This is a genomic window from Kitasatospora sp. NBC_01250 (genome assembly GCF_036226465.1).
In the GTDB taxonomy this organism is placed as follows: Bacteria; Actinomycetota; Actinomycetes; order Streptomycetales; family Streptomycetaceae; genus Kitasatospora.
Window position 1 is genome coordinate 4980453 of record NZ_CP108476.1, and the last position, 18658, is coordinate 4999110.

At 71.2% G+C, this 18658-nt stretch carries 15 protein-coding genes and 1 tRNA gene; 6 read left to right on the forward strand and 10 right to left on the reverse strand.

Features of this window, described 5'->3' with window-relative positions:
* Window positions 1-37: 37 nt before the first annotated feature.
* The 4 genes from OG500_RS20865 to OG500_RS20880 are packed head-to-tail and all read right to left on the reverse strand — an operon-like array spanning window position 38 to window position 2956.
* The gene (locus tag OG500_RS20865; RefSeq protein WP_329582440.1) at window positions 38-1867 is read right to left on the reverse strand and encodes an NHL domain-containing thioredoxin family protein; all 1830 of its coding nucleotides are present in this window, start codon (window positions 1865-1867) and stop codon (window positions 38-40) included.
* Window positions 1868-1924: 57 nt separating this feature from the next.
* Complete coding sequence (locus OG500_RS20870) at window positions 1925-2272, reverse strand: type II toxin-antitoxin system PemK/MazF family toxin (protein WP_329582442.1); 348 nt, start codon at window positions 2270-2272, stop codon at window positions 1925-1927.
* Window positions 2259-2489 carry an antitoxin gene (locus OG500_RS20875; RefSeq protein WP_329582445.1) on the reverse strand — a complete coding sequence of 77 codons (231 nt, stop codon included), beginning with the start codon at window positions 2487-2489 and terminating at the stop codon, window positions 2259-2261. The genes OG500_RS20870 and OG500_RS20875 overlap by 14 nt, the downstream gene beginning before the upstream one ends.
* Complete coding sequence (locus OG500_RS20880; RefSeq protein ID WP_329582448.1) at window positions 2486-2956, reverse strand: winged helix-turn-helix transcriptional regulator; 471 nt, start codon at window positions 2954-2956, stop codon at window positions 2486-2488. Before OG500_RS20880 ends, OG500_RS20875 begins: the two co-directional genes overlap by 4 nt.
* Before the next feature lie 96 nt (window positions 2957-3052).
* On the opposite strand from OG500_RS20880, the gene OG500_RS20885 reads away from it, so the two are divergent.
* Window positions 3053-4012, forward strand: coding sequence for an NADP-dependent oxidoreductase (locus OG500_RS20885; RefSeq protein ID WP_327068200.1), 960 nt, complete (start codon window positions 3053-3055; stop codon window positions 4010-4012).
* Between the two features lie 100 nt (window positions 4013-4112).
* On the opposite strand, the gene OG500_RS20890 is transcribed toward OG500_RS20885, so the two are convergent.
* Both OG500_RS20890 and OG500_RS20895 read right to left on the reverse strand, forming a co-directional pair.
* On the reverse strand, window positions 4113-4706 hold the full coding sequence (locus OG500_RS20890) for a GNAT family N-acetyltransferase (protein WP_329582452.1): 594 nt from the start codon (window positions 4704-4706) through the stop codon (window positions 4113-4115).
* A gap of 141 nt (window positions 4707-4847) precedes the next feature.
* Window positions 4848-6131: an adenylosuccinate synthase gene (locus tag OG500_RS20895; protein WP_327068202.1), complete on the reverse strand. Its 1284-nt coding sequence runs from the start codon at window positions 6129-6131 to the stop codon at window positions 4848-4850.
* A 126-nt stretch (window positions 6132-6257) separates the two neighbouring features.
* Here OG500_RS20895 and OG500_RS20900 point away from each other — a divergent pair, with 126 nt between their 5' ends.
* From OG500_RS20900 to purM, 3 genes are all read left to right on the forward strand, one after another.
* On the forward strand, window positions 6258-7088 hold the full coding sequence (locus OG500_RS20900) for a diacylglycerol kinase (RefSeq protein WP_327068203.1): 831 nt from the start codon (window positions 6258-6260) through the stop codon (window positions 7086-7088).
* Window positions 7089-7250: 162 nt separating this feature from the next.
* On the forward strand, window positions 7251-8831 hold the full coding sequence (gene purF, locus OG500_RS20905; protein ID WP_327068204.1) for an amidophosphoribosyltransferase: 1581 nt from the start codon (window positions 7251-7253) through the stop codon (window positions 8829-8831).
* A 71-nt stretch (window positions 8832-8902) separates the two neighbouring features.
* The gene (purM, locus tag OG500_RS20910) at window positions 8903-9976 is read left to right on the forward strand and encodes a phosphoribosylformylglycinamidine cyclo-ligase (protein WP_327068205.1); all 1074 of its coding nucleotides are present in this window, start codon (window positions 8903-8905) and stop codon (window positions 9974-9976) included.
* A gap of 150 nt (window positions 9977-10126) precedes the next feature.
* Here purM and OG500_RS20915 read toward each other — a convergent pair whose 3' ends face one another.
* On the reverse strand, window positions 10127-10381 hold the full coding sequence (locus OG500_RS20915) for a DUF3073 domain-containing protein (protein WP_327068206.1): 255 nt from the start codon (window positions 10379-10381) through the stop codon (window positions 10127-10129).
* Between the two features lie 403 nt (window positions 10382-10784).
* A complete protein-coding gene (locus OG500_RS20920; RefSeq protein WP_327068207.1) occupies window positions 10785-11978 on the reverse strand; it encodes a Glu/Leu/Phe/Val dehydrogenase dimerization domain-containing protein in 1194 nt (397 codons plus the stop codon).
* A gap of 164 nt (window positions 11979-12142) precedes the next feature.
* On the opposite strand from OG500_RS20920, the gene OG500_RS20925 reads away from it, so the two are divergent.
* Together OG500_RS20925 and bldC are read left to right on the forward strand one after the other, a co-directional pair.
* Window positions 12143-13045, forward strand: a complete 903-nt coding sequence (locus OG500_RS20925) for a hypothetical protein (RefSeq protein WP_442789192.1) — start codon at window positions 12143-12145, stop codon at window positions 13043-13045.
* Window positions 13046-13662: 617 nt separating this feature from the next.
* The gene (gene bldC / locus OG500_RS20930; RefSeq protein WP_014137253.1) at window positions 13663-13869 is read left to right on the forward strand and encodes a developmental transcriptional regulator BldC; all 207 of its coding nucleotides are present in this window, start codon (window positions 13663-13665) and stop codon (window positions 13867-13869) included.
* 528 nt (window positions 13870-14397) lie between these two features.
* Here bldC and OG500_RS20935 read toward each other — a convergent pair.
* Both OG500_RS20935 and hrpA read right to left on the reverse strand, forming a co-directional pair.
* Window positions 14398-14474 (reverse strand) — tRNA-Asp (locus tag OG500_RS20935).
* 151 nt (window positions 14475-14625) lie between these two features.
* Window positions 14626-18594, reverse strand: coding sequence for an ATP-dependent RNA helicase HrpA (hrpA, locus tag OG500_RS20940; RefSeq protein WP_329582459.1), 3969 nt, complete (start codon window positions 18592-18594; stop codon window positions 14626-14628).
* Window positions 18595-18658: the final 64 nt, after the last annotated feature.

Genomic DNA, 18658 nt, shown 5'->3' on the forward strand with positions numbered 1-18658 from the left:
GGTCAGGGGCGGCTCCGGCCGCCCCTGACCCGTCGCGTCACTCCATCCCGGCCAGCACCAGCGGCAGCCGGCTCGCGCCGCCCGCCACCAGCTTCACCGGCACGCCCCAGTCCTGCTGGTGCACGTGGCAGGCCGGGTACTCGATCGCCGGGTCGTCGTCGCAGGAGGCCGCCATCGCCGAGACGTGCAGCACGCCCTCGGTCAGCTCGGCCGAGAGCACCAGCTCGCGGGAGAGCGCGCTGTCCGCGCCGGCGCCGGAGACCAGCAGCTCGGGCGGGGTGGCGCTGACCAGCAGGCGGGTGGAGGGGCCGTAGCGCTCGTCCAGCTTCTGGCCGCTGGGCGCGGTGAAGACCACGTCCAGCCGCAGCGTGCCCGGGGCCACTTCAGTAGCGGCGCGCTGGGTGCGGTGCGCGACGGACTCCACCCGCACCGCCTCCTCGGGCAGCCGCAGCCGGGTCAGCCGGTGCCGGGCCGACTCCACCACCACGATGTCCTCGCCGGCCAGCACCGCCCCCGAGGGTTCGCGCAGGTCGGTGGCCAGCGTGCTGACCTCGTTCGTCGCCGGGTCGAAGCGGCGCAGCGCGTGGTTGTAGGTGTCGGCGACCGCCACCGACCCGTCCGGCAGCACGGTGACGCCGAGCGGGTGCTGGAGCAGCGCCTGCTCGGCGGTGCCGTCCCGGTGGCCGAAGTCGAAGAGGCCGGTGCCGATCGCACTGTGTACGGACTGTGTTTCACGTGAAACCCAGCGCAGCGCCGAGGTCTCCGAGTCCGCCACCCAGAGCCGCTCGCCGTCCGCGGAGACCGCCAGGCCCGAGGGCTGGGCGAACCAGGCCTCGGTCACCGGGCCGTCGACCAGGCCCTCGTTGGTGGTGCCGGCCGCCACCGCGACCGTGCCGGTGGCCGGGTCGTAGGCCCACAGCTGGTGCACGCCCGCCATCGCGATCCACACCCGGCCGTCGAAGAAGGCGACGTCCCACGGCGAGGAGAGGTCCACCTCGTGCGCCGGGCCCTCGGTCGGCGAGCCCTGCCACCACTGCCGGCCGGTGCCGGCCAGCGTGGTCACCGTGCCGTCGGCCAGCCGCACCCCGCGCAGCGCGTGGTTGACGGTGTCGGCCACCACCACGTCGTAGCCCAGGTCCAGCCCCTCGGGTACCAGCGCCAGGCCCTGCGGCTCGCTGAACCGCGGCGCCGTGCCGTCGGCGCTGTCCAGGAAGCCCCGCTCGCCGTCGCCGATCCGGCGCACCACGCTCTCGCCGTCCTCGGCCAGCTCGACCAGCGAGTGGTGCCCGGAGTCGGCCACCAGGAACCCGCCACCGGGCAGCCGCACCGCCTTGCCGGGGAACTTCAGCGCCCCGGCCACCGGCTCCGGCGCCACGTACGGGCCGTCACCGCGGCGCAGCGTGCCCTTCGCGGCGTGCTCCGCCTCCAGCTCCTCGACCAGCCGCTCGATCGCGTGCGCATGCCCCTCGCCGGCGTGCTGGGCGACCACGTACCCCTCGGGGTCGATCACCACCAGCGTCGGCCAGGCCCGCACCGCGTACTGCTTCCAGGTGGCGAGCTGCGGGTCGTCCAGCACCGGGTGCTCGACCTCGTAGCGCGCCACCGCGTCCACCACGGCCTGGTGGTCGGCCTCGTGCACGAACTTGGGCGAGTGCACCCCGACGATCACCACGGTGTCGCGGTGCTTCTCCTCCAGCTCCCGCAGCTCGTCCAGGACGTGCAGACAGTTGATGCAGCAGAAGGTCCAGAAATCGGCGATCACGATCTTGCCCCTGAGGTCCGCCAGGGTCAGATCCTTGCCGCCGGTGTTCAGCCAGCCGCCGGCGCCGATGAGTTCGGGGGCGCGGACGCGTGCACGAGAAGCCATGCCCACATCCAACCCCATCGGCTGCCGGAAGCATTCCGCCGCCCACGGGGCGCGGCGCTACAGGGCGAGGTGCAGGCGCAGGGCCGCGTCGAGCCGGGCCAGCGCAGCCGGTGGGACCGAGCCGATCCGGTGCAGCAGGCGCTCGATCGCCACGGCCCGGACCTGTTCGGCCTGTGCTTTGGAATCCCGCTCCAGGCCGCAGGACGCAGCGTCGAGCAGGACCTGGAAGGGGAAGACCCGGTCGGTGTTCGAGGTGATCGGTACGACGGTCAAGACGCCGCGGCCGTGCCTGGCCGCGGATCGGTTCGCCGAGTCGTTGGAGACGATGACGGCCGGCCGGGCCTTGTAGGCCTCGCTCCCGCGCACGGGGTCGAAGTCGATCAGGTAGATGTCACCGCGCAGCATCGGTGAGGCCGTCCTCGGTCGTGGCCTCCCAGCCGGCGGCGGACTCGTCCTGCTCCCACTCCTGCCATGCCTGCTGGTAGTCGTCCTCCAGCTGGGCGCCACGGAGCAGTTCGATGGCGGTGTGGATCACGGCGGACCGGGAATCGGTCGAGGTCCTGGCCCCGTACTCGTCGAGGAAGGCGACGTCCGCCTCGGGGAGGCTGACACTGATCTTCATACCATGGAGGGTACCCGAGTGCTACCAGCAGTGCTACCGAATGAGCCTCTGGGTGGCACCGCCGGGCGGGCTGGGGTGGCACGGCGGCGGCGGAGCTCGGTGACACCGGGGTCGTCGGTGCGGGCGTCGTAGGCGCGCTGGTGGGCCTCGACGGTGGGCTGGTGGTCGTCGATCCAGCTCCGGATGGCGCTCAGCGGCTCGGCCAGGCTGTGGCCGAGCGGGCTCAGCTCGTAGCGGACCTTGACCACGGAGTCGGCCAGCACGGTCCGGATGACCAGGCCGTCGCGCTCCAGGCTGCGCAGGGTCTGGGCGAGGATCTTGCGGCTGATGTCACCGATCCGGCGCAGCAGGTCGCCGTAGTGGGCGGGGCCCTCCTGCAGGGTGACCAGCAGCAGCACCGACCAGCGGTCGCCGAGGCGGTCCAGCAGCGGTCGGCAGGGGCAGCGGTCCTGGTCACTCTCGTTCATGATCTCGGCAACCGCGCAGCCTGCGGCGGGTATTCCGGCAGGTTTCCGCCAGGTTCCGTCTGGCCGCGGTGCGGTGCGCGGCGGCAGCCTGGAGCCATGACGACACAGATGAACGCGGTGACCCAGGACCACTTCGGCGCCCCCGACGAGGTGCTGCGGATCGCCCGAACCGAGCGCCCCGCGCCCGGCCCGACCGAGGTGCTGGTCAAGGTGCACGCGGCCGGGATCAACCCGGTCGACGTGAAGACCAGCCGCGGCGAGGGGCTGTCCTGGTACTACGGCGAGCCGCCCTACACGCTGGGCTGGGACGTCAGCGGCACGGTGGAGGCGGTCGGCTTCGGGGTGACGACGCTCGAGGTGGGCGACGAGGTGCTCGGGATGCCGAACTTCCCCCGGCTGGCCGGCGGCTTCGCCGAGTACGTCACGGCGCCTTCGCGGCACTGGGTGCGCAAGCCCGCCGCGCTGAGCCACGCCGAGGCGGCCGGGCTGCCGCTGGCAGGCCTGACGGCCTGGCAGATCATCGTGGAAACCGCCGAGGTGACGGCCGGCCAGCGGGTGCTGGTGCACGCGGCGGCCGGCGGGGTGGGCCACCTCGCGGTGCAGATCGCCAAGGCCCGCGGCGCGTACGTGATCGGCACGGCCCGCGCGGCCAAGCACGACTTCCTGCGCTCGATCGGCGTGGACCAGGTGCTGGACTACACGGCTCGCCCGTTCGAGGAGGTGGTCGCGGAGCTCGACCTGGTGGTCGACAACATCGGCGACCCCGAGCACCAGCTGCGCTCGCTGCGCACCCTGCGCGAGGGCGGCCTGCTGGTGGCGGTGCCGGGCGGGGTGGACCCGGCGGCGGCCGAGCAGGCGCGGGCGACCGGCCGGCGGATCACCGACGTGCTGGTCGAGCCGGACCTGGCCGGGCTGCGCGGCCTGGTCGAGCTGATCGACCGCAAGGAGCTGCGGGTGGAGATCGCCGAGCAGCTGCCGCTGGCCGAGGTGGCGCGGGCCTTCGAGCTGGTGGGCTCGGGACGGGTCCAGGGCAAGGTGGTCCTCACCCTGGAGTGACCGAACACCGCACCGCGCCCGCCCCGCTCAGCCCCCTGCCCCGCGGCGCCCGCGCCCGCTCAGCCCCCTGCCCCGCCGCGCCCGCTCCTGCCCCCGGCGCTCAGCCGGCCGCGAGCCGCTCGGTCAGCCGCTGCTTGGCCGCGGGCCACTCCTCGGCCAGCATCGAGAAGTACACGGTGTCCCGCCAGGTGCCGTCCGGCCGGCGCCGGGCCCGGCGGAAGGTGCCCTCGTACTGCGCGCCGAGCCGCTTGATGGCGTTCTGCGAGCGCTCGTTGAGGTTGTCGGTCTTCCACATCACCCGGCCCATGCCGAGCTCCTCGAAGGCATGAGTGAGCAGGAGCAGCTTGGCCTCGGTGTTGACGGCACTGCGCCAGACCGAGCGCCCGTACCAGGTGCCGCCGATCTCCACCCACTCCTCGCGGGCGTTGCAGTCGTAGTAGCAGGTGATGCCCACCGCGCGCCCCGAGTCGGCCGCGATCACGGCGAACGGCTCGCAGCCGGCGTTGGTCAGGTAGCCCTCCACGATCGCGGCGACGTCCGACTCGTGCTGCGGCGCGCTCCAGGACAGCCAGCGGAACACCTCCTCGTCCTTGTGGGCCACCGCGAAGAGGTCGGCGACGTGGTGGCGGCCCAGCGGCTCCAGGCGGACGTGGCTGCCGGTGAGGGTGACGGGGGCGGGAGTCTTGGCGGTCATGATCAGCACGGTAGCGCCGATATGCACTAGCTGCAATAGGTCATTGATCTAGTGCAATGATTCCGGATCTGGGCCGGCCACGCGAAGGGCCCCGCACCATCAACCGATGGTGCGGGGCCCTTCGCGTGGCGGTTCAGGCGATCAGAGGAACGAGTTGATCTCGATCGTCTCGGTCCGGCCGGGGCCGACGCCGATCGCGGAGATCGGGGCGCCCGACATCTCCTCCAGCGCCTTCACGTACGCCTGCGCGTTCTTCGGCAGGTCGGCGAAGGTCTTCGCCTTGCTGATGTCCTCGCTCCAGCCGGGGAGGGTCTCGTAGATCGGCTTGGCGTGGTGGAAGTCCGACTGGTTGTACGGGAGCTCCTCGACCCGCTGGCCGTCGATCTCGTACGCCACGCAGACCGGGATCTGCTCCCAGCCGGTCAGCACGTCCAGCTTGGTGAGGAAGAAGTCGGTCAGGCCGTTGACCCGGGTCGCGTAGCGCGCGATCACCGCGTCGAACCAGCCGCAGCGCCGGTCGCGCCCGGTGGTGACACCGCGCTCGCCGCCGATCCGGCGCAGCGCCTCGCCGTCCTCGTCCAGCAGCTCGGTCGGGAACGGGCCCGAGCCGACCCGGGTGGTGTAGGCCTTGAGGATGCCGATGACCCGGTCGATCTTGGTGGGACCGATGCCGGCACCGGTGCAGGCCCCGCCCGAGGTCGGGTTGGACGAGGTCACGAAGGGGTACGTGCCGTGGTCGACGTCCAGCAGGGTGCCCTGGCCGCCCTCCAGCAGGACCACCTTGTTCGCCTTCAGCGCCTGGTCGAGCACCAGCGTGGTGTCCGCCAGGAACGGGCGGATCTTCTCGGCGTAGCCCAGGTACTCCTCGACCACCAGGTCGGCGGGCATCGCGCGGCGGTTGTAGAGCTTGACCAGGATCTGGTTCTTGTCGTGCAGCGCCGCTTCGACCTTCTGCCGCAGGATCGACTCGTCGAAGAGGTCCTGCACCCGGATGCCGATCCGGTTGATCTTGTCGGCGTAGGCCGGGCCGATGCCGCGCCCGGTGGTGCCGATCTTGCGCTTGCCGAGGAAGCGCTCGACGACCTTGTCCAGGGTGCGGTGGTAGGGCGTGATCAGGTGGGCGTTGCCCGAGATCAGCAGCTTGGAGGTGTCGATGCCACGGTCGTTCAGCCCCGCCAGCTCGGACAGCAGCACGCCCGGGTCGATCACCACGCCGTTGCCGATGACCGGCGTGACGTTGGGGCTGAGGATGCCGGAAGGCAGCAGGTGCAGCGCGTACTTCTGGTCGCCGATGACCACCGTGTGACCGGCGTTGTTGCCGCCCTGGTAGCGGACGACGTAGTCGACGGAGCCGCCGAGGAGGTCCGTGGCCTTCCCCTTGCCCTCGTCTCCCCACTGGGCACCAACGAGCACGAGTGCCGGCACAGGCGTACACCCCTTCCGGTTGGGGCATCCTGCGTAGGCCGCAGTCTGCCCCGAGATAGACGAAGCCCCTGGCGCAATAGCGCAAGGGGCTCTTGCACCGAGAGATTACCTGAGGAAGGACCGGTCGTGTCGTCCCTGTCCACGCCCGCCCCCCGACCCTCCGACGCCGCCGGGCCGCCCGGCGGCGCCCCGCTGCTGGTGCTGCTGGACCCGGCCGCCAAGGAGGCCGACGGCGAGGCGGTGCGGATCGCCCGGGACGTCCTGGCCGGGGGCGCGGACGTCAAGGTGGTGGTGCCGGAGAGCGCCGGTGAGCTGGACCGGGTGCTCGCGCACCGGGGCAGGCGCCGTCCGGTGGTGATCGGCTCCGACCTCGCGCTCCAGCGCGTGGTGCAGGCCCTGCACCAGCAGCGCGAGTTGGGCGCCGGGCCGCTCGGCCTGGTCCCGGTCGGGCACGGCCGGGCGGTGCTGCTGGCCCGCTCGCTCGGGGTGCCGCTGGAGCCGGTGGCGGCGGCCCGGGCGGTGCTCGCGGGGGCGCCCAGGCAACTGGGCCTGCTGCTGGACGACGGCGACGGGGTGGTGCTGGGCGAGGTGCGGATCCCGGGTCGGCGGCAGAGCCAACCGGGGGGATGGCGTTCGCTGTGGGCGAAACTGATTGCAGCCGAGCAGGTGGATCCCTCGCCCGACCGGCTCCGGGTCGAGGCGGACGGTCGGGCGCTGGCCGAGGCGGGGCGAGAGCTGCGGCTGGTCGCGCTGCGGCTGCCCGCGGGCTCGGCGCTGGCCGAGGTGCTGGTGCGGCCCTCGGGCCCCGGCGGCGCGCTGCTGCGGGTGCGGGCGGCCAGCGTCACGGTCGACGGGCGCACCTTCGGTTACGAGGCCGACGGCTGCCCGGCGGGCCCGGTCCCCACCCGCACCTGGCTGGCCAAACCGGACGCCTGGGGCCTGCTGCTGCCGGCATGACCGAGCGTGACGAGGGTCACGCCGCGCCGACCGTTGTCCCTGTGCCACCTGCCCGAGCGCCGTGGTAAGGGGTTCGATCTACGCGCGTTGCCGGTCAAATCGCCAGTCCAGGCGCCTTCCCGGGCTTCGGAACTCGGTCTCAACTGCCCTAGACTCGAAGGCGTGCCACGTGGTGACGGAAGACTCAACCACGATCTTCTTCCCGGTGAGAAAGGCCCCCAGGACGCTTGCGGCGTCTTCGGTGTCTGGGCTCCCGGCGAGGAGGTCGCCAAGCTCACGTACTTCGGCCTTTACGCCCTGCAGCACCGCGGACAGGAATCCGCCGGTATCGCGGTGAGCAATGGCTCCCAGATTCTCGTCTTCAAGGACATGGGACTCGTCTCCCAGGTCTTCGACGAGGCCTCGCTGGGATCCCTGCACGGGCATATCGCCGTCGGACATGCCCGCTACTCGACCACCGGGTCCTCGGTCTGGGAGAACGCCCAGCCGACCTTCCGGGCAACCGCTCACGGTTCGCTGGCCCTCGGCCACAACGGAAACCTGGTCAACACCGCCGAACTCGCAGCGATGGTCGCCGAGCTGCCCGGAGCCGAGCACGTCTCGCGCTCGGGCCGCACCGCGGCGACCAACGACACCGACCTGGTGACCGCGCTGCTGGCCGGCAATCCCGACCTGTCCATCGAGGAGACCGCCCGGCAGATCCTGCCGAAGGTCAAGGGCGCCTTCTCGCTGGTCTTCATGGACGAGCACACCCTCTACGCGGCCCGCGACCCGCAGGGCATCCGCCCGCTGGTGCTCGGCCGCCTGGAGCGCGGCTGGGTGGTCGCCTCCGAGACGGCGGCGCTCGACATCTGCGGCGCCAGCTTCATCCGCGAGGTGGAGCCGGGCGAGCTGATCGCCATCGACGAGAACGGCATGCGCTCCTCGCGCTTCGCCGAGGCCAGGCCCAAGGGCTGCGTCTTCGAGTACGTCTACCTGGCCCGCCCCGACACCACCATCGCCGGGCGCAACGTGCACCTGTCGCGGGTGGAGATGGGCCGCCGGCTGGCCGTCGAGGCGCCGGTCGAGGCCGACATGGTGATAGCCACTCCCGAGTCCGGCACCCCCGCCGCGATCGGCTACGCCGAGGCCAGCGGGATCCCCTACGGCTCCGGCCTGGTGAAGAACGCCTACGTCGGGCGCACCTTCATCCAGCCCAGTCAGACGATCCGTCAGCTCGGCATCCGGCTCAAGCTCAACCCGCTGCGCGAGGTCATCGCCGGCAAGCGGCTGGTGGTCGTGGACGACTCGATCGTGCGCGGCAACACCCAGCGCGCGCTGGTGCGGATGCTGCGCGAGGCGGGCGCCGCCGAGGTGCACATCCGCATCTCCTCGCCGCCGGTGAAGTGGCCGTGCTTCTTCGGCATCGACTTCGCCACCCGCGCGGAGCTGATCGCCAACGGCATGACGGTCGAGGAGATCGGCAAGACGCTCGGCGCCGACTCGCTCGCCTACATCTCGATCGACGGCATGATCGAGGCCACCAAGCAGCCCAAGGACCGGCTCTGCCGGGCCTGCTTCGACGGCGAGTACCCGATGGAGCTGCCCGACCCGGCGCTGCTCGGCAAGCTCCTGCTCGAAGCGGAGATCGCCGGCAGCAAGCAGCAGCCCCCCGTCCGCGGCAAGCCGACCGGCTCCGACCTGGACGGCGTCCAGTCGCTGCTCGGCGGTCACGGCGCGGCCGACGCGCTGCGCCGCCCGTAGTACCTCAGGCGGGGCCCCGACCGGGGCCCCGCCGCTGTTTTGGCAACCCCCACAGACCCGAAAGGGCCGCAGTGACCAGCACAGACAGTGGCGCCACCTACGCCGCAGCCGGAGTCGACATCGAGGCGGGCGACCGCGCGGTCGAACTCATGAAGCAGTGGGTGAAGAAGACCAGCCGGCCCGAGGTGGTCGGCGGCCTCGGCGGCTTCGCCGGCCTCTTCGACATCTCCGCCCTGAAGCGCTACGAGCGCCCGCTGCTGGCCTCGGCCACCGACGGGGTGGGCACCAAGGTCGCGCTGGCCGCCGCGATGGACAAGCACGACACCATCGGCCACGACCTGGTCGGCATGGTCGTCGACGACCTGGTGGTCTGCGGCGCCGAGCCGCTCTTCATGACCGACTACATCTGCGTCGGCAAGGTCCACCCCGAGCGGGTCGCCCAGATCGTCAAGGGCATCGCCGAGGGCTGCGTGCTGGCCGGCTGCGCGCTGGTCGGCGGCGAGACCGCCGAGCACCCGGGCCTGCTGGGCCCGGACGAGTACGACGTCGCGGGCGCCGGCACCGGCGTGGTCGAGGCGGACGCGCTGCTGGGCGCCGAGCGGGTGCGGGCCGGCGACGTGGTGATCGCGATGGCCGCCTCCGGGCTGCACTCCAACGGCTACTCGCTGGTGCGCCACGTGCTGCTGAACGAGGCCGGCTGGAAGCTGGACCGGGAGGTGGCCGAGTTCGGCCGCACGCTCGGCGAGGAACTGCTGGAGCCGACCCGGATCTACTCGCTGGACTGCCTGGCGCTCACCCGGGCCACCGAGGTGCACGCCTTCTCGCACGTCACCGGTGGTGGCCTGGCGGCCAACCTGGCCCGGGTGATCCCGGACCACCTGCACGCCCGCCTGGACCGCGGCACCTGGACCCCGCTGCCGGTCTTCCAGACCGTCGCCTCGGTCGGCCGGATGCAGACCCTGGAGATCGAGAAGACCCTCAACATGGGCATCGGCATGGTCGCCGTGGTCCCGCCGGAGTCGGTCGACGTGGTGCTCGCCATCCTGGAGGACCGCGACGTGGAGGCCTGGCTGCTGGGCGACATCGTGGCCCGCGACGCCGGGCACGAGGCCGGCGCGGCGCTGTACGGGGAGTACGCGAACTGAGGTGGTGAGGCTGCGGCCCCCTGCTCCCGGCCCGGGAGCAGGGGGCCGCAGCCGTTCACAGCACCGGGTGAAACGGGGTGTCCGAAAGGCCCCGGGAACGCCGAAAACCGGCCCGGCGCGGTCTCGCGCTGGGCCGGGTCAGGGCGTGAGCTACGCTCGGCGGCGGGCCTGCTGGTGCGAGGCGCCCGCCTCCTCGTCGTCGTCCTCGTCGTCGTCCGCGTAGTAGTTCGCGTACGCCGCGTAGGGATCGTCGTCCTCGTCCTCGACCACCGGCTCAGGGTTGATCGATGGAACGGGTGAAACGCCCAGCTCGCTGGACAGACGGTTAGCGTCGAAGCCGCCGCTGTTGTACTTCAGCTCGCGGGCGACCTTCGTCTGCTTGGCCTTGGCCCGGCCGCGCCCCATGGGTCGACCCCCTCAACGATGGGGCTCACGGCCCCGAGTCTGACACGTGTTCATGATCAGGAGCGGCTTGCCCGAAGTGGGAGAGCCGTCCCTTGGAGCATCAACGGTACCTGTTTCCGCCCTCGGACGGTACGTCGCCGGTGTGACGTGGCGCGCACAGTTGCCCCCCAGGACCAGGTCTCACCTGGTCGGGCGGGGGTTCCCAGGCATTCGCAGGGTGCCCGGGGGTGGCCGGGACCGTCGTTCCGCGACCGATTATCCCCCGACCGTGGGCCTGTGGGGCGCCCGATCGGGGGACAACCGGGAATCCGGTTCCACATTGTGATCCGGAGGTCGCCCATCCGGATCAATCGGCCGCCGACCGGTGACCGATGGCACTCCACCGGTCACCGGTCGCAGACGATCAGCCCTTGCGGGCGCCCGGGAGCAGGACGCTGCGCAGCGCGCTTATCTCGCGCATCCGGCGCTCGGCCAACCGGTCGGCGGCCACGGCCGGCGGCACGCCGTCGGAGGTGGCCAGCGTGAAGATCTCCAGGGTGGTGTCGAAGATCCGGGTGGCCTTGGTCTTGGCCCGCTCGAAGCTGTAGCCCTGGTGCGCCTTGGTGGCCTCGTACTCGTCGGCCACCTGGATCACGCCGCCGGAGTTCACCAGGTAGTCGGGGGCGTAGAGGATGCCGCGGTCGGCCAGGTCCTTCTCCACGCCCGGGTGGGCCAGCTGGTTGTTGGCCGCGCCGCAGACCACGGAGGTGCCGGCCGCGGTCAGCTGGGCGACCGTCTCGTCGTCCAGCGCGCCGCCCAGCGCGCACGGGGCGTACACGTCCAGCGCGGCGCCGAGCAGCGCCCGGGTGTCGGCGACCACCTCGACGTCCGGGTGGGCGGCCCGCACCCGGTTGACGGCGGCCTCGGAGACGTCGGTGATCACCACGGTGGCGCCGTCGGCGACCAGGTGGCCGACCAGGTAGTGGCCGACCTTGCCGACGCCCGCGACGCCGACCCGCTTGCCGCGCAGGGTCGGCTGGCCCCAGCGGGCCTGGGCCGAGGCCCGCATGCCCTGGAAGACGCCGAAGGCGGTGAGGATCGAGGAGTCGCCCGCGCCGCCCTGCTCGGGGGAGCGGCCGGTGACGAAGTCGCTCTCGCGCGCGACCACGTCCATGTCCTGGACGTAGGTGCCCACGTCGCAGGCCGTGACGTAGCGGCCGGCCAGCGACTGCACGAAGCGGCCGTAGGCGCGCAGCAGGGCCTCGGACTTGTCGCCGCCCTCGGTCTTGGCCCGCGGGTCGCCGATGATCACGGCCTTGCCGCCGCCGAGGTCGAGCCCGGCGAGCGCGTTCTTGTAGCTCATGCCGCGCGACAGGCGCAGCGCGTCCTCCAGGGCCTCCTCCTCGGTGGCGTACTGGTGGAAGCGGGTGCCGCCCAGGGCGGGGCCCAGCGCGGTGGAGTGGATGGCGATGATCGCCTTGAGGCCGGAGGTCCGGTCGTGGCAGAGCACGACCTGCTCGTGCCCGTCGCCCGGGGCGCCGTCCTGCTCGGTACGGAAGATCCGGCTCAGCACACCTGGTGCGGGGTGCGATGCGGTCTCAGTGCGTACGTCGGTCACTGTGGTGACTCCAGTATCTGCTGGCCCGCTGCTGTGGTGCGGGCATCTACGGCGAAGCGTAGTGCGAGCCACCGGCCGGGGATGCCCCCTTGTCCGGATCGTGAACGGACCGCATCGGACGGATCCCTCCCGGTGTGCCGGTGGCGCGTGCGACGATGCAGGGCGTGACCGCTGTGCACACCTCCGTGTTGCCGCCCTACGCCGCCCACCTGCGGGTGTACGAGCCGCTGGCGGCGTACCCCGAACCCGAGCGGGCCCGCTGGCAGGCCTACGTGGCCGAGCGGGGACCTGACGCGGCGTCGGCCGCCGAGCCGGTGGCGCAGGCGGCGCTGGAGGCCCAGCGGGGGGCGCTGGCCGAGCTGCTCGCCCGGACCCCGCGGGCACTGCCGGAGCAGGAGAGCGAGCGGGCCTTCGTGCGGGTGGTCGACTCGGTCACCTATGTCTGCCCGTGGGCGACCAGGCTGCGCAGCTGGCAGGCCCTGGACGAGCTGCGCGACTCGCTGCCGGTGGCGCTGCTGGACACGGTGCTGCCGACGGCGGTGCGGGAGCAGGCGCAGGCGGCCCAGGCCCGCTGGCGGGCTTCCCACCCCGATGCCCGGCCGTGGATCCTGACCAGTCGCTGGGAGGTCCCGGTGCGCTGGTTCCTGCCGTTCGGGGCGGACGAGCGGCAGTACCGCCCGGCCGACCCCGGGGGCGCGCAGCGGGCCGACGCGGCGGCGCGGCCGGCCGCGCTCTTCTACCTGACCTCGATGGCGCAGGCCAGGCGGCGGGTGGCGCGGGGCTACCGGGTGCTGCGCGAGCAGGTGAAGGGGACACCGCTGGCGCTCGGGGCGGAGGAGGTGGGGCGCTGGCTGGAGGAGTTCCATCCGCGCTCGCTGGTGGAACTGGACTACGGGGGGCTGGTGCACCTGCTCGGTCCCCAGCGGCTGGCCGCCGACCGGTCGGCCGCCGAGGTGGCCGAAGGACTGGCCGCGCTGCGGGTGGGGGACACTCAGGGAGCGGCCCGGGCGTACGAGGCCGTGGTCGAGCGCTGGCGCGAGGTGCTGGCGCTGCGGCAGGCGAACTGAGCGCAGGTGTGCCGGGGGGCATGCCGGAGCCGTGGCGGGGGGATACCCGGGGACAGCCGTATCTGACGGGGGATCAACGCGGGGACGCGGCGCGGGGGCAGCCGGGCGCGGCGGGGGATGTGACGGGGGATCAACGGGGTTACCAGCAACCGGCGGTGTCAGCGGCGTGTTCGGCATGCCCGGGACCAAGGTCCCGGTTCGGGTCAATACCCCCCGAACGTGACACTACTCACTGTTGACGCGAAGTAGCAGTGAAAGGTAAAAATGGGACAACCAGCCCAACTCTCCTCAGTCTTGCCCACTTTTGGGTGGATCTGGGGTTGGTGTGCCCTTTGGGGGGAATCGATGGGTCTGGCCTCTCCATCACCGGTTGTCACGATATGATGACTGTCCGCTATGGGGTGGTCCATCGCCTTCCGTCGCTCTTGAACCCGTGAGGGGCCAATTTTGGCGGTTTGGTCGATAGGGCTGGACGGATGGTGTAGTTGTAGACACCAGGACAAGCCGTTCGTCCTATAACCGACTCGGTCCGTCTGTGCCATTTCGGGCATCGCGGGCCAAGGTGCAGAATTTGAAGGATAGAACCGCCCTGGTTCGGTTCTCCGAGGAGGCCGCTCATGACCGCTCGTACCCCAGACGCTGAGCCCCTGCTGACGCCGGCAGAGGTAGCCACCATGTTCCGCGTGGACCCCAAGACGGTGACGCGATGGGCCAAGGCCGGCAAGCTCACGTCCATCCGCACGCTCGGCGGCCACCGCCGCTACCGGGAGGCGGAGGTGCGGGCTCTGTTGGCCGGGATTCCGGCCCAGCGCACCGAAGCCTGACGGGCCTCCCGGGGCGGCTGCCGTACCGCTCGCGGGAATGCTTGTAGAAGTGGAAAGGGATCGCCTCCAGGACTCCGCCGGGTCCGGGAGGCGATCCCCTTTTCTTTGTCTTGACCGACATGAGCGTCAACCATTTCATGGCTGTTGATTGACCAGGAAATAGTCGACTGTCGGATAGCTATTGTGACTCCTGAGGTGGGGCGAAATCCAAGGGGCGAAACAGGGGGAATGCTGGGAGTCTGGTGGGAGCCAGTACAATTTTACATATTAAATCAGCGTACGCTCAGGGGGGGTTCGACCTGACCAAGTTCAAGGAAAGATAAGTGACGACCGTCACAGGAGTGACTCTTGTGGCCTGGACCAATGCGTCGATAATGCCGACCTGACGTGTCGTCGACGGGGGGTCGACCCGCGCCGGGCCGTTCGACCTGCGCGGGAGCGGGGCCGGCGGTGGCAGTGGGGACGGCGGTTGGCGGTGGCGGCAACGGCAAGAGGCCCGGAACCTGACGGTTCCGGGCCTCTTGTGGATGGCGACCCTGACGGGACTTGAACCCGCGACCTCCACCTTGACAGGGTGGCGAGCTAACCAACTGCTCCACAGGGCCAGGCATGTAACTGAGTTTCATCGCTGATTCCCAGTGTTTTTCCGCCGCTCGTGGCGGCGACAAGACAGATCGTACTGCATCCGGGGGCCCCAGGTCGAACCGGCTGCGGGCGAGGCAGCCGGTTCGACCTGGGGCGGACCGCGGGCCCCGGTCAGAGCGTGGCCGCAGCCGCGTCCATCGCCTTGAGGATCCGCTTCTCCGACACCGGGGACGGCGTGCCCAGCGACTGGGCGAAGAAGCTGACCCGCAGCTCCTCGATCATCCAGCGGATCTGCCGGATCTCCGCGGACGGCTGCTGCCCGGCCGGCACCGCCGCCAGCAGCTCGCCGTAGGCCTGCTGCACGTCCTGCACCTTGCGCAGGTGCAGCAGGTCGCGCTGCGGGTGGTTGGGCAGCGCCTCCAGGCGCCGGTCCACCGCGACCAGGTAGCGCTTGACGTCGCCCAGGCGCTGCCAGCCGGTGTCGGTCACGAAGCCCGGGTGGACCAGCGAGGCCAGGTGCAGCTTGACGTCGTTCACCGCGGAGAGCAGCACCGGGCTGCTGACCGCCTTCAGCCGGCCCTGGGCCCGGTGGAAGGCGACCAGCGCCGAGGCGGTCTTCAAGGTGGTGTCCGCCGCCAGCTCGTACAGATCGGCCCGGACCTTGTCGTACAGCTTGGCGAAGGCCTCCTCCTCCCAGGCCGGCGCGCCGTTCAGCGCCATCAGCCGGTCGGCGGCGCAGGTGGTGATGTCCTCGAAGAGCGCCGGGATCGAACCGTGCGGGTTGTAGGACAGCGCCAGCTTCGCCTGGTTGCCCAGCCGGGCCTGGATCCCCTTGGCGGGGGAGTTGACGGTCAGCAGCAGCAGGCGGCGGGTGCCCGCCCACATGGCCTGCTGCTGCGCCTGCGGGGTGTCGTAGAGCTTGATCGCCACGCTGGCGCCCTCGTCGGTGAGGGCCGGGTAGGCGCGCAGCGAGTGGCCGCGGGAGCGCTGCTCGAAGGTGCGCTGGAGCAGCGGCAGGTCGGCGGGCCAGGCGGTCAGGCCGGTGCGCTCGATGCCCTGGCCGGAGGCGGCCGAGGAGAGGGTCTCCTTGAGCTTGGGCGTGAGCCCCCGCCGCAGCTCCTCCAGGTCCTTGGACTCGGCGAGCTTGCGCTTGCCGTCCACCACCCGGAAGGTCACCTTCAGGTGCTCCGGGATCCGCTCGTCGTCCCAGGCCTCGGGCGGGATCGGCTGGCCGCCCATCCGGTGCAGGATCCGCTCCAGGGTGGGCAGCAGCGGCTCCTGGCGGTTGGTCAGCTCGCGCAGCGCGGCCTTGGCGTAGTCCGGCGCCGGTACGAAGTTGCGCCGGATCGCCTTGGGCAGCGAGCGGATCCAGGCGGTGACCAGCTCGCCGCGCAGGCCCGGGATCTGCCAGTCGAAGCCCTCGGAGGAGACCTGGTTGAGCACCGGCAGCGGGATGTGCACGGTCACGCCGTCCGCGTCGCTGCCCGGCTCGAACTGGTAGGTCAGCTTGAAGCGGAGCTTGCCCTGCTGCCAGTAGTCCGGGTAGTCGGCCTCGGTGATGCCGTCGGCGGCATCGTTGATCAGCATCGACTTCTCGAAGTTGAGCAGGTCGGGCGTGTCGTGCCGGGCCTTCTTCCACCAGGCGTCGAAGTGCCGGGTGGAGACGACGGTCTCCGGCAGCCGCGCGTCGTAGAAGTCGAAGAGGGTCTGGTCGTCGACCAGGATGTTGCGCCGGCGGGCGCGGGTCTCCAGCTCCTCGACCTCCGAGAGGAGCTTGCGGTTGGCGGCGAAGAAGTGGTGGTGGGTCTCCCAGTCGCCCTCGACCAGGGCGTTGCGGATGAACAGCTCGCGGCAGAGCTCGGCGTCGATCCGGCCGTAGTTCACCTTGCGCTGGGCGACGATCGGCATCCCGTAGAGGGTGACCCGCTCGAAGGCCATCACCGCGCCGGCCTTCTTCTCCCAGTGCGGCTCGCTGTAGGTGCGCTTGATCAGGTGGGCGGCCAGCGGCTCGACCCACTCGGGCTCGATCTTCGCGTTGATCCGGGCCCAGAGCCGGGAGGTCTCCACCAGCTCGGCGGACATCACCCAGCGCGGCGGCTTCTTGAACAGGCCCGAGCCCGGGAAGACCGCGAACCGGGCGCCGCGGGCGCCGCCGTACTCGCGCTTCTCCACGTCGTACAGGCCCAGGTGGGAGAGCAGGCCGGCCAGCAGCGACTGGTGGATCCGGTCGGCGTCCGGCTCGGCATCAGGGTGCGGCTCGTCGATGGTGACGCCCAACTGCTTGGCGACCGTGCGCAGCTGGGTGTAGATGTCCTGCCACTCCCGTATCCGCAGGTAGTTGAGGAACTCCGACTTGCACATCCGGCGGAAGGCCGAGGAGGAGAGCTCCTTCTGCTGCTCCCTGACGTAGCGCCACATCGCCAGGTAGGAGAGGAAGTCCGAGGTCTCGGAGTTGAACCGGCGGTGCCGCTCGTCGGCCGCCTGCCGCTTCTCGGTGGGGCGTTCGCGCGGGTCCTGGATGGAGAGCGCGGCGGCGATCACCATGACGTCGCGCACGCAGCCGTTCTTGTCCGCCTCCAGCACCATCCGGGCCAGCCGCGGGTCCACGGGCAGCTGGGCGAGCTTGCGGCCCAGCTGGGTCAGGCGCTTGCGCGGGTCCTTCTCCTGCGGGTCGAGCGCGCCCAGCTCCTGGAGCAGGCTGACGCCGTCCTTGATGTTGCGTGAGTCCGGCGGGTCGAGGAACGGGAAGGCGGCGATGTCGCCGAGGCCGGCCGCGGTCATCTGCAGGATGACGGAGGCCAGGTTGGTGCGCAGGATCTCGGCGTCGGTGAACTCGGGCCGGGCGAGGAAGTCCTCCTCCGAGTAGAGCCGGATGCAGATGCCGTCGCTGGTCCGGCCGCAGCGGCCCTTGCGCTGGTTGGCGCTCGCCTGGCTGATCGCCTCGATCGGCAGCCGCTGCACCTTGGTGCGGTGGCTGTAGCGGGAGATCCGGGCGGTGCCGGGGTCGATCACGTACTTGATGCCGGGAACGGTCAGCGAGGTCTCGGCCACGTTGGTCGCCAGCACGATCCGGCGCGAGTTGGAGCGCTGGAAGACCCGGTGCTGCTCGGCGGAGGAGAGCCGGGCGTAGAGCGGCAGCACCTCGGTGAACTTCAGGTTCAGTTTGTTCAGCGCGTCCGCGGTGTCGCGGATCTCGCGTTCGCCGGAGAGGAAGACCAGGATGTCGCCCGGTCCCTCGGCCTGCAGCTCCTGGGCCGCCTCGCAGATCGCCTGGATCTGGTCGCGGTCGCGGTCGACCTCGGAGTCGTCCTCGTCCAGTGCCTCGTTGTCGTCGACCAGCGGGCGGTAGCGGACCTCCACCGGATAGGTGCGGCCCGAGACCTCCACGATCGGGGCGTCGCCGAAGTGGCGGGCGAAGCGCTCCGGGTCGATGGTCGCCGAGGTGATCACGACCTTGAGGTCGGGCCGGCGGGGCAGCAGCTGCTTCAGGTAGCCGAGGATGAAGTCGATGTTGAGGCTGCGCTCGTGCGCCTCGTCGATGATCAGGGTGTCGTACTGGCGCAGCTCGCGGTCGGTCTGGATCTCGGCCAGCAGGATGCCGTCGGTCATCAGCTTGACCAGGGTGTCCTGGCCGACCTGGTCGGTGAACCGGACCTTCCAGCCGACCGCTTCGCCCAGCGCGGTGTTCAGCTCCTCGGCCACCCGGTCGGCCACCGTGCGGGCGGCGATCCGGCGGGGCTGGGTGTGGCCGATCAGGCCCTTGACGCCGCGGCCCAGCTCCAGGCAGATCTTGGGGATCTGGGTGGTCTTGCCGGAGCCGGTCTCACCCGCCACGATCACCACCTGGTGGTCGCGGATGGCGGCGAGGATGTCGTCCTTCTTCTGGCTGACGGGCAGCTCCGCCGGGTAGCCGATCACCGGCACCGCCGCGCGGCGCTGCTCCAGGCGCTGCTCGGCCTTGGCGATGTCGGCGGCCAGCTCGGCGGCGATCTTCTGGCGGGCGTCGGCCGCGCGGACCCGGCGGGCACCGTCCAGGCGGCGGCCGATGCGCTGCTGGTCGCGCAGCATCAGCTCGGGCAGCCGGGTGGCCAGCTCGCCGATGGTGGGCGCGTCGGCCGGCTGGACAGCGGGGGAACTCATCGCGGGCATCCCTCTAGGGTCGCAAGGAGCGGCTGCGGACCGCATCCCGTTTCTTGGGCCGGCG

Coding starts and splice junctions, on each gene's coding strand:
- OG500_RS20865 (WP_329582440.1), bottom strand. CDS start 1,867: ATGGCTTCTCGTGCACGCGTCCGCGCCCCCGAACTCATCGGCGCCGGC.
- hrpA (WP_329582459.1), bottom strand. CDS start 18,594: ATGAGTTCCCCCGCTGTCCAGCCGGCCGACGCGCCCACCATCGGCGAG.
- OG500_RS20885 (WP_327068200.1), top strand. CDS start 3,053: ATGACGACACAGATGAACGCGGTGACCCAGGACCACTTCGGCGCCCCC.
- bldC (WP_014137253.1), top strand. CDS start 13,663: ATGACCGCTCGTACCCCAGACGCTGAGCCCCTGCTGACGCCGGCAGAG.
- OG500_RS20915 (WP_327068206.1), bottom strand. CDS start 10,381: ATGGGGCGCGGCCGGGCCAAGGCCAAGCAGACGAAGGTCGCCCGCGAG.
- OG500_RS20870 (WP_329582442.1), bottom strand. CDS start 2,272: ATGCTGCGCGGTGACATCTACCTGATCGACTTCGACCCCGTGCGCGGG.
- OG500_RS20875 (WP_329582445.1), bottom strand. CDS start 2,489: ATGAAGATCAGTGTCAGCCTCCCCGAGGCGGACGTCGCCTTCCTCGAC.
- OG500_RS20890 (WP_329582452.1), bottom strand. CDS start 4,706: ATGACCGCCAAGACTCCCGCCCCCGTCACCCTCACCGGCAGCCACGTC.
- OG500_RS20880 (WP_329582448.1), bottom strand. CDS start 2,956: ATGAACGAGAGTGACCAGGACCGCTGCCCCTGCCGACCGCTGCTGGAC.